At 55.2% G+C, this 14,199-nt stretch carries 23 protein-coding genes and 2 other RNA genes; 21 read left to right on the plus strand and 4 right to left on the minus strand.

Going from position 1 to position 14,199, the window contains the following annotated elements; genetic code table 11:
* Nucleotides 1-24: 24 nt before the first annotated feature.
* Entirely contained in the window at nucleotides 25-594 is a 570-nt protein-coding gene (locus tag ACP7E4_RS02210) for an elongation factor P (protein WP_162437515.1), read from the plus strand.
* 63 nt (nucleotides 595-657) lie between these two features.
* Here the strand turns inward: ACP7E4_RS02210 and ACP7E4_RS02215 are convergent, their stop codons facing one another.
* Nucleotides 658-1,077: an organic hydroperoxide resistance protein gene (locus ACP7E4_RS02215; protein WP_426111241.1), complete on the minus strand. Its 420-nt coding sequence runs from the start codon at nucleotides 1,075-1,077 to the stop codon at nucleotides 658-660.
* A gap of 262 nt (nucleotides 1,078-1,339) precedes the next feature.
* Nucleotides 1,340-1,813, minus strand: coding sequence for a MarR family winged helix-turn-helix transcriptional regulator (locus ACP7E4_RS02220; protein WP_426111243.1), 474 nt, complete (start codon nucleotides 1,811-1,813; stop codon nucleotides 1,340-1,342).
* Between the two features lie 152 nt (nucleotides 1,814-1,965).
* Between ACP7E4_RS02220 and ACP7E4_RS02225 the strand changes: the two genes are divergently transcribed.
* Nucleotides 1,966-2,712: a sulfite exporter TauE/SafE family protein gene (locus ACP7E4_RS02225; protein ID WP_426111246.1), complete on the plus strand. Its 747-nt coding sequence runs from the start codon at nucleotides 1,966-1,968 to the stop codon at nucleotides 2,710-2,712.
* On the opposite strand, the gene ACP7E4_RS02230 is transcribed toward ACP7E4_RS02225, so the two are convergent.
* Complete coding sequence (locus ACP7E4_RS02230; protein ID WP_426111248.1) at nucleotides 2,702-3,583, minus strand: LysR substrate-binding domain-containing protein; 882 nt, start codon at nucleotides 3,581-3,583, stop codon at nucleotides 2,702-2,704. The two genes, ACP7E4_RS02225 and ACP7E4_RS02230, sit on opposite strands and share 11 nt — an antisense overlap.
* Nucleotides 3,584-3,649: 66 nt before the next feature.
* On the opposite strand from ACP7E4_RS02230, the gene ACP7E4_RS02235 reads away from it, so the two are divergent.
* Nucleotides 3,650-3,886: a DUF1127 domain-containing protein gene (locus tag ACP7E4_RS02235; protein WP_426111250.1), complete on the plus strand. Its 237-nt coding sequence runs from the start codon at nucleotides 3,650-3,652 to the stop codon at nucleotides 3,884-3,886.
* Between the two features lie 270 nt (nucleotides 3,887-4,156).
* Here the strand turns inward: ACP7E4_RS02235 and ACP7E4_RS02240 are convergent, their stop codons facing one another.
* Nucleotides 4,157-4,873 (minus strand): LexA family transcriptional regulator, encoded by a 717-nt coding sequence (locus ACP7E4_RS02240; RefSeq protein ID WP_426111252.1) that lies wholly within the window; start codon nucleotides 4,871-4,873, stop codon nucleotides 4,157-4,159.
* A 148-nt stretch (nucleotides 4,874-5,021) separates the two neighbouring features.
* On the opposite strand from ACP7E4_RS02240, the gene ACP7E4_RS02245 reads away from it, so the two are divergent.
* The 18 genes from ACP7E4_RS02245 (at nucleotide 5,022) to ACP7E4_RS02330 (ending at nucleotide 14,197) form a co-directional block, all read left to right on the plus strand.
* Nucleotides 5,022-5,366 carry a helix-turn-helix domain-containing protein gene (locus ACP7E4_RS02245; RefSeq protein ID WP_426111254.1) on the plus strand — a complete coding sequence of 115 codons (345 nt, stop codon included), beginning with the start codon at nucleotides 5,022-5,024 and terminating at the stop codon, nucleotides 5,364-5,366.
* Entirely contained in the window at nucleotides 5,359-7,392 is a 2,034-nt protein-coding gene (locus tag ACP7E4_RS02250; protein WP_426111256.1) for a DNA-binding protein, read from the plus strand. The genes ACP7E4_RS02245 and ACP7E4_RS02250 overlap by 8 nt, the downstream gene beginning before the upstream one ends.
* A 59-nt stretch (nucleotides 7,393-7,451) precedes the next feature.
* Nucleotides 7,452-8,171, plus strand: coding sequence for an AAA family ATPase (locus ACP7E4_RS02255; protein WP_426111258.1), 720 nt, complete (start codon nucleotides 7,452-7,454; stop codon nucleotides 8,169-8,171).
* Nucleotides 8,171-8,908 (plus strand): hypothetical protein, encoded by a 738-nt coding sequence (locus ACP7E4_RS02260; protein WP_426111260.1) that lies wholly within the window; start codon nucleotides 8,171-8,173, stop codon nucleotides 8,906-8,908. Before ACP7E4_RS02255 ends, ACP7E4_RS02260 begins: the two co-directional genes overlap by 1 nt.
* Nucleotides 8,908-9,282, plus strand: a complete 375-nt coding sequence (locus ACP7E4_RS02265; RefSeq protein WP_426111262.1) for a hypothetical protein — start codon at nucleotides 8,908-8,910, stop codon at nucleotides 9,280-9,282. Before ACP7E4_RS02260 ends, ACP7E4_RS02265 begins: the two co-directional genes overlap by 1 nt.
* The gene (locus ACP7E4_RS02270) at nucleotides 9,266-9,448 is read left to right on the plus strand and encodes a hypothetical protein (protein WP_426111264.1); all 183 of its coding nucleotides are present in this window, start codon (nucleotides 9,266-9,268) and stop codon (nucleotides 9,446-9,448) included. Before ACP7E4_RS02265 ends, ACP7E4_RS02270 begins: the two co-directional genes overlap by 17 nt.
* On the plus strand, nucleotides 9,448-9,942 hold the full coding sequence (locus tag ACP7E4_RS02275; RefSeq protein WP_426111266.1) for a hypothetical protein: 495 nt from the start codon (nucleotides 9,448-9,450) through the stop codon (nucleotides 9,940-9,942). The genes ACP7E4_RS02270 and ACP7E4_RS02275 overlap by 1 nt, the downstream gene beginning before the upstream one ends.
* Nucleotides 9,932-10,324: a hypothetical protein gene (locus ACP7E4_RS02280; protein ID WP_426111268.1), complete on the plus strand. Its 393-nt coding sequence runs from the start codon at nucleotides 9,932-9,934 to the stop codon at nucleotides 10,322-10,324. The genes ACP7E4_RS02275 and ACP7E4_RS02280 overlap by 11 nt, the downstream gene beginning before the upstream one ends.
* Nucleotides 10,321-10,962: a DUF3164 family protein gene (locus ACP7E4_RS02285; RefSeq protein ID WP_426111270.1), complete on the plus strand. Its 642-nt coding sequence runs from the start codon at nucleotides 10,321-10,323 to the stop codon at nucleotides 10,960-10,962. The genes ACP7E4_RS02280 and ACP7E4_RS02285 overlap by 4 nt, the downstream gene beginning before the upstream one ends.
* Before the next feature lie 56 nt (nucleotides 10,963-11,018).
* Complete coding sequence (locus ACP7E4_RS02290; protein ID WP_426111272.1) at nucleotides 11,019-11,249, plus strand: hypothetical protein; 231 nt, start codon at nucleotides 11,019-11,021, stop codon at nucleotides 11,247-11,249.
* Nucleotides 11,248-11,318, plus strand: an RNA gene (locus tag ACP7E4_RS02295) — hammerhead ribozyme type II. The genes ACP7E4_RS02290 and ACP7E4_RS02295 overlap by 2 nt, the downstream gene beginning before the upstream one ends.
* 18 nt (nucleotides 11,319-11,336) lie before the next feature.
* Nucleotides 11,337-12,008: a DUF2786 domain-containing protein gene (locus tag ACP7E4_RS02300; RefSeq protein WP_426111274.1), complete on the plus strand. Its 672-nt coding sequence runs from the start codon at nucleotides 11,337-11,339 to the stop codon at nucleotides 12,006-12,008.
* An RNA gene (locus ACP7E4_RS02305) (hammerhead ribozyme type II) lies at nucleotides 12,007-12,077 on the plus strand. The genes ACP7E4_RS02300 and ACP7E4_RS02305 overlap by 2 nt, the downstream gene beginning before the upstream one ends.
* 18 nt (nucleotides 12,078-12,095) lie before the next feature.
* Nucleotides 12,096-12,509 (plus strand): gp16 family protein, encoded by a 414-nt coding sequence (locus tag ACP7E4_RS02310; RefSeq protein ID WP_426111495.1) that lies wholly within the window; start codon nucleotides 12,096-12,098, stop codon nucleotides 12,507-12,509.
* Nucleotides 12,506-12,955, plus strand: a complete 450-nt coding sequence (locus ACP7E4_RS02315) for a Mor transcription activator family protein (protein ID WP_426111276.1) — start codon at nucleotides 12,506-12,508, stop codon at nucleotides 12,953-12,955. The genes ACP7E4_RS02310 and ACP7E4_RS02315 overlap by 4 nt, the downstream gene beginning before the upstream one ends.
* Nucleotides 12,956-13,468 (plus strand): DUF4339 domain-containing protein, encoded by a 513-nt coding sequence (locus tag ACP7E4_RS02320; protein WP_426111278.1) that lies wholly within the window; start codon nucleotides 12,956-12,958, stop codon nucleotides 13,466-13,468.
* A gap of 121 nt (nucleotides 13,469-13,589) precedes the next feature.
* On the plus strand, nucleotides 13,590-13,907 hold the full coding sequence (locus ACP7E4_RS02325) for a hypothetical protein (protein WP_426111280.1): 318 nt from the start codon (nucleotides 13,590-13,592) through the stop codon (nucleotides 13,905-13,907).
* Nucleotides 13,907-14,197: a putative holin gene (locus ACP7E4_RS02330; RefSeq protein WP_426111282.1), complete on the plus strand. Its 291-nt coding sequence runs from the start codon at nucleotides 13,907-13,909 to the stop codon at nucleotides 14,195-14,197. Before ACP7E4_RS02325 ends, ACP7E4_RS02330 begins: the two co-directional genes overlap by 1 nt.
* Nucleotides 14,198-14,199: the final 2 nt, after the last annotated feature.

The following is a 14,199-nucleotide window of genomic DNA, read 5'->3' on the forward strand; positions in this document are numbered from 1 at the left end:
TCCATCCAAATTCGGATATACGCAATGAAAACTGGTAAAGAACTCAAACCCGGTACCGTGATTCGTCTCGAAAACGATCCTTGGCTGGTTCAGAAAGCTGAATTCACCAAGTCCGGTCGTAACAGCGCGATCATGAAGACCAAGCTGAAGAACCTGCTGACCGGTTACAAGACCGAGATCGTTTACAGCGCTGACGACAAGCTCGATGACGTGATCCTGGATCGCAAAGAAGCGACCCTGTCCTTCATCAGCGGCGACACCTACACGTTCATGGACACCACTGACTACACCATGTACGAGCTGAACGCTGAAGACATCGAAGCCGTTCTGCCATTCGTTGAAGAAGGCATGACCGACGTTTGCGAAGCGATCTTCTTTGAAGAGCGTCTGGTTTCCGTAGAGCTGCCGACCACCATCGTTCGTGTAGTTGACTACACCGAAGGTTCGGCTCGTGGCGACACTTCCGGCAAGGTGATGAAGCCTGCGAAGCTGAGCAACGGTACTGAACTGCAAGTTGCTGACTTCATCGAAATCGGTGACAAGATCGAAATCGACACCCGTGACGGCGGTTCCTACAAAGGCCGTGCCAAATAAGCACAGCTTTTACCGCTGTAACAAAAAAGCCCGCAGCGATGCGGGCTTTTTTGTGGGCGGCGTTTACACCGTTACATGCAGACGCACATCAACGTTGCCGCGAGTAGCGTTGGAGTACGGGCACACCAGGTGAGCGGCTTCGACCAGTTGTTCTGCGTCGGCTTGTTCCAGGCCCGGCAGGTTGATGTTCAGGTCGATGTCCAGACCGAAACCACCAGGGATCTGGCCGATGCCTACATGGGCAGTGATCGAGGCGTCTGCCGGAATGCTGCGTTTGCTTTGACCGGCGACGAATTTCAGGGCGCCGATGAAGCAGGCCGAGTAACCGGCAGCGAACAATTGCTCAGGGTTGGTCGCCGCACCGCCTGCGCCGCCGAGTTCTTTTGGCGTGGCGAGTTTGACGTCGAGAATGTTGTCGCTGGAAACAGCACGACCGTCACGGCCGCCGGTTGCAGTTGCGATTGCTGTGTAGAGAGTGTCCATGGCGTTGCCTCGCGAAAAAGAAAACTGATAGTAGGGACTGGTTTTGGAAAAACTTGCCTGTTTGCGCTAAATGTTTGTGCGCTAACTGAGTACGAATTAAATGTAGCGCACGAATAGTTTGCGCGCAAGCTAATATTTTGAGGGGACGGATTTCAGTTGTGCCCGTTGGAGGGAGGCTTGCCCGCGAAGGCATTATTTCAGGCGAAAAATGTGCCACGTGAAAGCCCGATTCACGGGCAAGCCTCCAACGGAAGGGGTCTAATCAAACATGCTCACGCAAATTCCCGCGCAGCTCGAGCAGGTCGTTTTGAATTTTCTGCATTTTCTGTAGATCCAGACCGCTGGCGGAAAGGATGCAGCCCGGTACGTCCATGGCTCGCTTCTGCAATGCGCGACCTTGTTCGGTCAGGCGCAGCAGCACCACGCGTTCATCTTCCTTGCTGCGCGTGCGGGTGATGAAGCCTTCGCCTTCAAGGCGTTTGAGCAGCGGCGTCAGGGAGCCGGGATCGGTCAGCAGACGGGTGCTGACGTCGCCAACGGTCAAGCCGTCCTGTTCCCATAGCACCATCATCGCCAGGTATTGCGGATAAGTAAGTCCCAGCGCCTGGAGCAGCGGTTTGTAAACCTTGGTCATCAACAACGAGGTCGAGTAGAGGGCGAAACACAGCTGATTATCGAGCAGCAAGGCTTCGCATCGCTCAGCGACGTCGGGTGTAGAGATATCGTCTGCGTTCATGGGCAGTCCTCCTGTACGAATGTGTCATTGCCAAACAATTTAGTGTCCTGATCTTTAATGCGCCAGATAAATTCTGGTCTCGGTCCGCGCTATTCATTTGCCACTCCCGCGAGAATGCGTAGCATGCTTGCCAATAATTCGGGGGAAGCGGTGTGATCGACGTTGTGATGTTTGTGTTGTTGGGCGCCGCCATGGGCACATTGGGTGGGTTGTTCGGAATTGGTGGGGGCCTGGTTGCGATCCCGGCGCTGGGCGTGCTGTTCGGTCTGGATCAACAGCTGGCGCAGGGCACCGCGCTGTTGATGGTGTTGCCGAACGTGTTACTGGCGTTGTGGCGGTACAACCAGCGCAATCGGATTTCGCTGCGCAATGCCATGATGCTGATCATTCCCAGCTTCTGCTTCGCCTGGCTGACTTCACTGTGGGCGGTCCGGCTGGACCCGCAAATCATGCGCATCAGTTTCGTGGTCTTTCTCATCATCCTGACGGTGTTCAACCTGGTGCAGATGTATTGGCGTAAAGGAGATGCCAGCACCGAGCTGCGGCACACCAATCGCTTGTGGTTGCTGGGTGTCGGTTCGGGCATCACCGGCGGTTTGTTCGGGGTCGGTGGCGGGGTCATCGCCACGCCGATCCTGACCGGATTCTTCGGCGCAACTCAGGTTGTCGCCCAAGGTCTGGCGCTGGCCCTGGCGACCCCAAGTACCGCAATCACCCTGTTTACCTATGCACTGCATGACCACGTCAACTGGTCCATGGGTATTCCCCTGGCAATCGGCGGGCTGGCGAGTATCAGTTGGGGAGTGAAACTGGCTCACTCGCTGCCCGAGCGTCTGCTGCGTACGCTGTTCTGTGGCTTTCTGGTGATCTGCGCCGTAGTGCTTGCCTTTAAAGTTTGAAGCCTTCGGCGATGTGTTCGGCCAGGCATTCAGTGATCGGTGAAACACTGTGCGGGTTGCGCAGCAGAACGATGCTGGCCAGCGGCAACTGCGGCAAACCCTGAGCTTCGCCAATAATGCGCAGATCCGGCGTGAGCAGGCTTTCCAGCTGCGCGGTAATCGCCAGCCCCGCTGTCACTACTGCGCTGATTGCCGCGAGGCTGGCGCTGGTATAGGCGATGCGGTAATCGCGTTGCATGGTATCCAGCGCATTGCAGGCCCAGGTTCGACAGAAACAGTCGGTGTTGAACATCGCCAGCGGCAATGGCGTGTGCTCATGGGGCGAGAAGCCCTGCGCCTCCATCCACACAAAGCGTTCCTGACGCAGAATCTGCCCGATCTCGGTTCCCGGCTCGCGCGTGACGATGCTCAAATCCAGGTCCTGACGCTGCAACAGCTGTTTCGACGGCTCACAGTGCACTTCAATCTGTACCAGCGGATAGGCCTGGGCGAAGCGCGACAGAATGCCGGGCAGAAAACGCATGGCGTAATCATCGGGCGTACCGATTTTCACCATGCCCACCATATGCGGCTCGCGCAGGGTGTTGAACACTTCGCCATGCAGCTTGAGGATTTTGCGCGCATAACCCAGCAGCACCTGGCCTTCCATCGTCAGGCTGACGTTGCGACCCTGCTTCTGAAACAGCGGGCGCTGAATCAAGTCTTCCTCAAGCCGCTTCATTTGCATGCTGACCGCCGACTGCGTGCGGTTGACCGCTTCGCCCGCCCGGGTAAATCCGCCCTCGTCGGCGATGGCGACAAAGGTGCGCAGCAGTTCGGTATCGATACTCGGGAAGCTGGCCAATACATCAATCTCCCAGATGCAGTGCATAAGAAACATTCGTTGGATTGATCTTAGCTCCAGAGCGAGACTTTAGTCATCCCACTGGAGGGCAAAATGATGAAAGGTCAAAAAGGTTATGTACTGGTACTGAAAACGCTTTCGCATGATTCCTGGATCGAGCGGTTGCTCAAGTCTGTGAAAGGCCATGTTTCGCGTTGGTACGAGCTGCATCAGCAGCGTCGGCAACTGGCCGAGTTGAGCGATGAGGCATTGAAGGATCTCGGTCTGAGTCGCGCGGATGTCTATCAAGAGACCGAGCAGCACTTCTGGATTGATCCGATGAAGCGCTGACAAGAGCCGGTGCTATCAGGTAGCGTTGAGGTTCACAGGGAGCCTCACATGCCGTTAGAACTGTCGCTCAAACAAGCACGTCTGTGAGGCAGTGAGAGATATGGCACTAAAGGAAACTGGCGGGAAGAAACAGGAAGAAAACGGGCGAGGCAGGAACAACGGGGCTTTAGCATCATTGGCGAGGTAGAACAGTGCCAAAAGAGATGCAAGCCGAAAAAATGGCCCAAGAATGAAAAAGCCCGCAAATTGTGGGCTTTTTGGCACTGGTCGTCAGATCATCCAACCGCCGGACCAAACCACACGGCCCATGACTTCCAGGCGGTCGAGCTGCTCGACAGGCACATTGATTGGCGGATAGGCCGTATTCGCACTGATCACCGACACGCCACCGTCTATCAGGCGCTGCAACCGCTTTGCGTAAAGCAAGTCGTCCAGCCGTATGACGTAGAACGCCTCGCCCTGAATGGCGTTACGCGACAGATCGACCATCACGGTATCGCCGTCCTTCAACATGGGCTCGTTTGAGTCTCCATCTACACGCACGGCTGCAAGCTGTGAGGCCACCAGCCCCTTTTTATGCAGGCTGTACTTAGTGAAGGCAAGCATGGTGAGGATTCGCGCGCCCTCGCTCCATGCCCCATGGCCTTGGCTGATGCGTGCGTCATACAGCGGCACATAAGCGTAGACATCATCACTGCCCCCTGCGGAGCCCTGCTGCATCTCGCCTTTGCCTGCGGCTATCCAGTCCAGCGATACCCCTTTCGCCGACGCAAGTGCGGCAAGCGAATCGAATGCGGGCATTCCTTCCCCGGCAATCCACCTGTGCAGTGTCGACAACCCGACTCCGGCCGCGAGGGCCGCTGCCTTTTTGGTATCGAAAAGTCCTACAACCTCCGATATCCGGGTTTCTATTCCCGAATGCGGAAAAGAAACTGCATTTTCTTCCGAATGCGGTTGTTTCTTTTCATCGTAAGAGCCTGATTTCAATTGTATTTTTCCGATTATTGGATGAAACAGTCCGAAAACGGGAATAAAAACCTCCGTATCTGGTTTACCGCATCCCGCATACGGGATATATTGTCCTGAACCGGCTGTTAGAGAGCCGAAAAAAACCACCCTTGACGATGGTTCTTAAATGGAAAGCTTCGATATACCTCTCGACATGGAACGCCGCTGGGAGTGGATCAAATTCCAACTCCGAGTACGCGGAACCAATTTGGCCGAGCTTGCGCGGGAACATAAGTTGAATGAGCGAGCCATCCGCAATGCCAAGCTGCGTCCATACCCACGGGTAGAGCGTGCCATCGCTTTGGCATTAGGGCTTAAACCCATTCAACTCTGGCCGGAGCGCTGGAACGTAGATGGCACTCCGATTCGCCAACGCCCGAACAGAGCTGAAGCCAATTCGGTATATCGAAAGCATACCGGAGATAGTCCGGTAGGTCACAGTAAAACCCAGCAGGAAGATTCCGATGCGTAGCTGGTATACGGCTCAGGAACTGGTCGGAATGCCGGGGTTGCCGGGCACTGTGCCGGGCGTGCGTAAGGTTGCCATTCGTCTGGAATGGGAGAGCCAACGGCGCTTGGGGACCAAGGCGATTGAGTACGCATTCGCATGTCTGCCACCAGAAACACAAACCGCGATCATCGCTCAGTCAGTTACGGAGGAGCCCTCGCTGTCAATGATTGCTCCGGCAACATCGTTAGCGGCTAAAACTGATGTCACGGGCAGCGACCATCAAGCGCGAATGAACGACGCTCAGCGCGAGGTAATGCTGGCGAGACTCTGTTTTATTCGTGAGATTGACCGCATGTGCTCGGCGGTATCTCAGGCAAAGGCAATTTCCATCCTGGTTAGCCAGGCACGTAATGGCGCTCTGAGTCCATATCTGACAGAGCGGGTAGAGCTGGCAAATCATAAGAAGGGAGGGGATCGCTCGTTGTCGGAACGGAGCCTTAAACGGTGGATTTCTGCTTATAGAAAGAGTGGCGAAAAAGGCATAGCGCCTCTGCGCCAGCGTCCGAATCTGAACATACCGGTATGGGCAAAGGATTTTTTGCGGTGCTACCAGCGCCCCACGAAGCCAAGTGTGGTGGCGAGTTATTCGGAGTTCGCGCGGACATATCACGGGGATCTACCCAGTTTATATGTGGTTCACCGTTTTCTGAAAAAGCTATCGCCGGAAGCCTTGAACGTAGGTCGCATGAGCCCGCAAGAACTCAAGTCATTGCAGCCATTCAGACGGCGGTCAACAAAAAGGATGTTCCCTGGTGACGTATATACGGCTGACGGCCACAAGTTTGACGCAGAGGTAATCAACCCGATTACCGGCAAGCCGTATCGGCCTGAGATAACCACGGTGCTGGATGTCGCCACCCGGAGAGTAGTAGGTATCTCTGTTGGTGAAGCTGAGTCAGCTATCGGGGTTTTGGATGCTCTTCGCGATGCAGTGCGCAAGTGCATGTTTGCTGTTTTCTATGTAGATAACGGTTCCGGCTTTGATAACGATACGGTGCGGGAAGTCGTAGATCGCTTGGGCGGGACTATGCAGCACTCAATTCCCTATAACAGTCAGGCGCGTGGTTTGTCTGAGCGGGGCCATAAAACGATTTGGGTACGTGCTGCAAAAAAATTGACGAGTTATATCGGTGCCGACATGGATAAACAGGCGGGCACCCGCGTGCATCGGTTGGGGCGAAAGCAGTTAAAAGAGGTTGGAGCTACAAGATTGATGCCGACTTTTGGTGAGTTTATCGCCGGAGTTGAAGCCGAAATAGAAAACTACAACAGCGCTCCCCATCGTGGACTTGAAAAGATTCGCGACCCTTACACGGGACTGATGAGGCACCCGAGTCCAGATGAGGCATGGGAAGCCGCCATTATTGAAGGCTGGGAGGCGTTAGCCGCGACGCCGGAATTGGTTGAGTCACTGATGAGACCTCAACTCATTCGAAAAACGCACAGAGGCGAAATTGCTTGGCTCAACCAGGTGTATTTCCTTGATGACTTAAGGCACTTGCATGGACAAGAAATACGTATTGGCTACGACGTTAGAGATGCTGGGCGCCTTTGGGCATACACGTTAGACGGAGAATTGATCGGTGAAGCGCTGCTGGATGGTAATTCATCCGACTACATGCCAATGAGCATGCTGGAGCGCAGCAGGGCAAAGCGCGAGCAAGGACAGATTAAGCGCGGAATGGACAAGCTGGAAACGTTAACCGGCCATAGCGTGACGATGATTGCTCGCGGTAATGGGCCATCAGCCACGCCCTCAGCTGAATTGATGCAGGAAGCGCAAGAAGTAGTCCAGGAACTGGGACTGGTAGAGCCGGAATTCGAAATCCCTGACAGCGATGTAGCCCGCTACAGACTGTGGGTGAAGCTGGATAAACGGGTTAGAGCCGATGACGAATTGACTACGGCTGAAGCCAGATGGTGGGAAGCATACCCCCGCCATGCTGACTTCGCCGTGATGCAACAAGTGTTTCAGCATACGGGCTGACACCCGTGTTTCAAGCAGTAAGCGGGCTGGAATCCCGCCTCATACGGAGATGTAGCACAATGAGTGTAACTAAGATTGTTCCTTTGACAAATGTTGCGTTGCTGGCAGGCGCAATTAAACGTGCCCAAGCGCGTCCGATAGGACTCCCTGGTGTCGTTGCGATGTATGGCCCGAGCGGTTACGGAAAGAGCGCCGCCGCAGCTTTTGCCGCGAATAGCTACCGTGCCTATTACCTGGAATGCCGTGACGCCTGGAGTAAGAAAGCTTTCCTTCAAGCTATTTTGCGTGAGATGTCCGTGTACCCCGCCAGAACCATGTCGGAAATGGTCGATCAGGTTGCGGTGCAGCTTTCAACTTCAATGCGGCCATTGATCATTGATGATGTTCAGTACCTGCTCGACAAGGCCGTAGCAAACGTCTTGACGGATATCTACAACGCAAGCCAAGGCACTATTATTTTGATTGGTGAGGAGCGCGTCCCTTCATCGCTCGCTCGACTTGAACGACTTCATAATCGAGTTCTGGAGTGGGTCCCAGCACAACCAGCATCGTTGGAAGACTTGCAACAGCTGGCGAAATCTACATACCCGGACATGTCTTTTTCTGATGATATTTTGGATGCAATGAACACTGCTGTTCGCGGCTGTATTCGCCGGGCCGCAGTAAATCTTCATAAAGTCCAATCGGAAATGTCCGCCAAAATGAAAACGTCGGTATCACTTGCCGACTGGAAGCGTGGCTTTGACAGCGGAGATGCGCCGGTACGGAGGGTCAACTGATGGGTAAGCCAACAGAACTTCGCCTAATCGGCGGAAAAGAACCTCGGCAGTTTATGTGGGAAGTCGTTCGTAATAATCGTGATGGCTTTACTGCACGTCAGGTAACAGAGCGTTCGGGACAGTCAGATGACAGCGTTCGCCAGTACATCAACGCATTGTCTAAAGGGCAATACATTGAACTGGTCGATAAAGCTGAGTTGGTCGCGGATAATCGATGGCGACTGATCCGTGATGAAGGCGCCCATTTCCCAAAGGTCAATGCCAAGGGCGAGCTTTCGAAGGACGGTTTGGTGCTTGAAAGCCTATGGCGAACCATCCGCATCATGGGAGAAGTAACAGCAGCACAAGCCGCTGAGATGGCGAGCACTGAGGATATGAAGGTATCCCAAGCTTATGTGTTGAATTACTTCGTCCATCTTGTACGGGCGGGCTATTTGATCGGCAGTGATTACGAAGTCGCAAGGGCCAGGACCTATAGGCTGGCGTCAAGCCGTGGCGTTGGTCCACGCCATCCGATTGTTCGTCGGACTGAATCTATCGAAGTGTATGACCCCAATCTGGACAAGGTGGTTTTTGCACGAGCCACTAAAGGTGGCGTAACAGTCGAATCAACTCCTGAAAACGATTTACAGCAACAAAACCTGCGCATGAAAAAGTTGTTGTCAGAGTTTATGAGTAAAGGTGCTAGCGCTCCATCTATTGATCTGCTCCAGCGGACTCAGTTGGAGTTGGCCTAATGAACCATGTAGATATTTCCCGTTGGGGTGAGCAGCCGCCGTTGTTTGTAAGGCTTCTTGCCGCCGAAGTAAGCGTTACCAACCGTACTCAGGCTGCCCTCCGTATTGGTATCAGTCGCACGGCGGTAAGCCTGTTGCTGACTAACAACTACAGGAGCCCAACGACCAAGGGCGTTGAGCGGCGAGTAATGGAAGCGCTGGGCCGTATTGAGTGCGTGGCAATTGGTGAAGTGCTGACCAACGAGCAGTGCCAAAACTACCGCCAGAAGCAGGCGCCGACGCACAACCCGCAAGCGATGCAGCACTGGAAAGCATGCCAGCACTGCCCCTTCAACCCGAATTGTTCAGGTGCCGGTAATGCAACAGTCCACTGATGTTGTGCGCGATGTGGCTCCAGCGATTCAAATTTTGATTGCCGGACGGGGAATGATTCGGGTCTACGACGGCGGGCAATGGGTGGGCATGGCCTCAACTTATCGTCTGGCTCAGCAAGTTGCGGACCAGCGGGAACAACTCAAGCAACGCGGGAGCCTGCACTGATGCGTACTCGATGCCCCAACTGCGGCACGACGTTAAGTCTGGACGCATTGATTGCTCACGATGGCGCCAGGGAGGCGCTAGGCGTGGCCTTCAAGCTTTCGGGTCCACTCGGCAACGCCGTTGTTCGCTACATCGGTCTGTTCCGCCCGGAGACGCGCGAGCTGACGATGGATCGCGTCGGCAAGCTGCTGGGTGAGCTGCTGCCGGACTTGCAAGCCAAGCGTATTGAACGGAACGGAATGGTATTTAACGCGCCGCCCGAATGTTGGGTATGGGCGATAGAACAAGCCATCGCTGCGCGGGATACAGGGCGTCTTGTAACGCCGCTGAAAGGACATGGCTGGCTCTACCAGGTCATCACCGGATGGCAGGGAGAGTCAGGGACATCATTGGTTGCATCTGAGCCCGGCCCCCAAAAGCAATTGGTACAAGGGCGCCCCAGCCAGACCACCGCAGCACTCGCCGCGCTGCAAGGCCGTTTGCATGGTGGATGACTGGTTTGAACGGGAGCTGGTGTCCGGCCTGTCGGGACTTGTGGCACTGAGGCTGGATGGGGCACCGGCCGCTGACGCAATCACCCTCACGCTGGATATTTGGTTGGTGGCGCTCATGAAGAGCCAGCGATGGGAAGAGCACCGGGACGCCGCGCGCATCCGATCAGCATTTGAAACGTTATTCGCAAGCTGTGAGCGCTGGCCTGCACCGGCAAGGCTTATCCGTGAGCTACCTGCTCGGATAGAAGACACGGCGTCACCAAAGCCAACACTGACAGAAGAACAACGCGCCAACGGCCGTCAGAAGATCAGCGAGATCCTGAGCGGCCTGAAACACCGCACTGCCAAACCTCAAACAGATATGGAGCAAGAACAACCATGAGTATCCCGGAAGGTTTTCGCCAAGACGCCAAAGGGCATTTGGTGCCGGTCGATTTGATCAAGCCAATTGATCTGGCCCGTGATGAGCTGGTGATGGAGCTGGTCGAGAAGGCTAAGCAAGTGTCCAAGGTATTGGGCGAGTTCAAGACTGCCGCGTTCGGCGACATCAAGGCGTTCGTCGAGATGTCTGCCGAGCAATACGGGGCAACCATCGGCGGCAAAAAGGGCAACGTATCCCTGCTGACCTTCGATGGCCGCTACAAGATCATTCATGCCGTCCAAGACTCCATCAAGTTCGATGAACGGCTTCAGGCCGCCCGCGTGCTGATCGACGAATGTGCGGCTGAGTGGGTGCAGGGTGCGCGTAGCGAAGTGCGTGTCCTGGTTAATGAGGCGTTCCGTACCGATAAGGCCGGTGAAATCAGCACGGGTCGCGTGCTGGGTCTGCGCAGGCTGGAGATTCAGGACGAACGATGGCAACGGGCGATGCAAGCCATCAGCGAAGCCGTTCAGGTCGTCGGCTCCAAGAGCTATGTCCGGGTCTATGAGCGCATTGGTGATTCCGACCAGTACGCCCCTATCCCCTTGGATATCGCGAGCATTTTCGTATCGGACACAGCGCAAGCGACTTTGCACTGACCTGAAACGATCCTTAAAAAACCAGCCGACACAAACCAATCAAGAGAACACTACAAATGGCAAAGTTTCAGATCACCGTCGAAGACAATGGCGATGGCGTCTCTATCTCCGTAGACAACCATCAAACCAATAGCACTAAAGCAGGCTTCGTAGCAGCGGCCATGATTCAGTCAGTGCGACTGATCGCCCGTATCCCGTTTGAAGGGGCAGCCAACCACTTTGGCTGCACCTGCGAAATCTGCCAGGCAATGCGCGAAAAGATCGCCCTCAACCCGACTATCCATTAAGCGAAACCACCCTGGGCAACTGGGGTGGTCTGTCAGGCGTGGTTGCCTGGCACTGAAGAGCAGCCCTAATCCCCGAGATTTGACGAAATGGACTACAGCAAAGCCGTAGACAAAATCAAGAAACTGCTCCGCCTTGCGGCAAGTGACAACCCGCATGAGGCTGCCGCAGCCATGCGGCAAGCTCGATCCCTAATGGAGAAATTCCGCATCGAGGCCGTAGATGTTGCTCTGTCTGACATTCAGGAATCGGCGTCCCGCAGCGGCTCGAAAGTTAATCCGGTCAGTTGGGAGGCCAATTTGGCTGGCTGCGTCAAACGTGCGTACTCCTGTGAATTTCTGTTCATGGCGGGCATTGGTGAATGGCGTTTCATTGGCGAGTTTGCCGAGGTAGCCAGTTACACGATGACCGTTCTGCTTCGCCAATTACGTAAGGCGCGCCAGGGCTTCATCAGTGAAAAGCTCAGTCGTTGCAAGGCTTCGACCAAGACCAAGCGTGCAGATGTGTTTTGCGATGCCTGGGTGTACCAGGTACGTAAAGAGGTAATGGCATTTGCAGGTAGCGCCGTTCCATCTCCAGCGGCTGCGGCGTACATGCTTAGGCATCACCCGGACACTACGCAGTCAAAACCGCTGCATCGCAACTCAGGCAAACAGCTCAGCAATCGCACTGTGACGGATGCTATGCACGGCATCCTTGCTGCAAGCGATGTTCGCTTGAATCACGGTGTCGGTGGTCGAGATCAGGCACTTCTGAACTGAGCGAAACCGCTCCGCGTTGCCGGGGCGGTCTATCCGGGGTGGCATTCGGGTACTGATGAGCAGCCAACGAACGGAGGTAAGGAGATGATGAATCGACGCAACATACAGCTTTCAAAGATCCACATTGCCAAGAAGGATTTGGCCCTGGACGACGAAACCTACCGGGCGGTGCTCAAGCGTGTTGCCGGTGTCACGTCCGCAAAGGATCTGACACCGGTGAAAATCGCTGCCGTTCTGGCGGAGTTCCAGCGGCTGGGCTGGGAGCCGAAGCCTAAAGCCAAGGGACGGGACGCGCCGAAGGTTGCCGCAGACCGTCAGAAACTGGTCGGCAAAATTGAAGCATTCATGGCCGAGGCCGGTCGTTCATGGGCATATGCTGATGGCATGGCACTGCGCATGTTCAAGGTTGACCGGGTGGAATGGCTGAACCCTCAGCAGCTTGGAAGCATGGTCGCCGCGCTGACCTACGATGCCAAAAGGCATCAAAGGCCAACCCAATGAGCAACGAACAGCTGTTCCCGGACGACACCAACAAGCTGGACCCGAACAAGGTTTTGGCGCACATGGAAGACCCGGCGGTCATGCATCGCTGGGAGGGCACGATTAAGGAGATGGTCGAAATCGCCGAGGCCGAGTTACGCGGCAAGCTGCCAGATCGGTTAGACGACGTGCCCGAGTTTGCTCGGGCTGTCGTCTTCGCCATTTGTGACACGATGGGCGGGTCTGTCGTTTACCTACCGCGTGGCGACGCTTTGAAGAAGGCCATGCGCGACGCCGCCATTTACCGCGATTGGCACGAACGCAACATTCCCCCAACTGATCTGGTCCGCATGTACAAACTTGCTTCACCGACCATTTATGAGATCATCGCGCGGCAAAGGGCGTTGCATCGACGCAACAGCCCTGACCTATTTGGCTATGACGACATAGAAGGGAGTCTGCATTAAATGTCAGAAACACAGTGGTTCTACGAGCAGAGGGGCGAAAGGAAAGGCCCGGTCATTCAATCTCAGCTTGAAGAACTACTGGTCAGTCAGCAGGTCGGCCCCGGCACACTCGTGTGGCGTACTGGCTTTGCTGATTGGGTACAGCTTGGAAGCACTGAGTTGGCACCAGTCGCGGCGGGAACGCCGCCGCCACTGACCAGTGCCAAAATATCCGATCTGTTGGTGTGGCTGATTGCACTATCTCCGGTGATTGGCGTTTTAATCGGTATCGTCTCCCCTGGTAGCGGCCCCTACACTGGGGCTATCATTTTTATTGTTGTCGCCTGCATCGACATCGGTAAGCTTCGAAAAGCGGGGTACGCGAAACCTGCGATGTGGTCGGTGCTCTTGCCCTTTCTCTATCTTTGCTTACGGTCGCGGGCTCTGAACAAAAGCCAAGCGCCATTGGTTGTTTGGGGAGTCCTGATGCTCCTTTTGTTCGCTGCCGATAAGCTCGTTCATCCGGTGGTCTGAGACCAACTGTTACGACAAAGCCTCGCCAAGTGCGGGGCTTTTTCTTGTGCGTTTAAGAAACACAACCCTCTACCCCCCTGAGCGAATCTAGCCCCGTCATCTTCTCCGGCAGGTTCGCCACATGCCCGCAGCCCCTCGTTCATTCAGGCAATACGCCCAGCTCGTTATCAGTGAGCCATTCGCTGACGGGCAAAAGGCACTGATGGACAAGTGCCCGCCCGACTGGGTGGAGATGGTCAAATTAATTGTCGATGCGCATGAACGCCGTGTAGCGGAATACGTTCAGCAGAAAGAAAAGCTGCGCCCAAAATCACGTCTTCCATCGCCCGATTTGGGCACCTACCAAGCGCCTGCTGCCGTGCGAGGCAACCCCGTCGTAGCTGCGCGCTCTCTCGCGGGTATCCGTGCCGCCATAACTAAAACTCAGGAATATCGCTGATGGCTTACATCCCTAAGCGGCGTCCCCGCGCGCCGCGTATGACCGATTGGACTTTGATTACGGTCGCACTGATCGCTGTACTTGCGATTGTTGCTCCGACAAAGCTTCCGGTCATTCTCTACAAATCTGGTCTGGTCACGTTGGGCGGTGTGCTCGGCTATTGGATCGACCGTGGCCTGTTCCCTTATGCCCGACCGAACCACGTAGACCGTGCCTATCGCGCCATGGCCGGAATTCGACGCGCCATCGTTGTTATGGCGTGCGTTCTCGGCCTGACCTTGGGGCTCTGAAC

Source organism: Pseudomonas sp. DSP3-2-3 (assembly GCF_049898225.1).
GTDB lineage: Bacteria > Pseudomonadota > Gammaproteobacteria > Pseudomonadales > Pseudomonadaceae > Aquipseudomonas.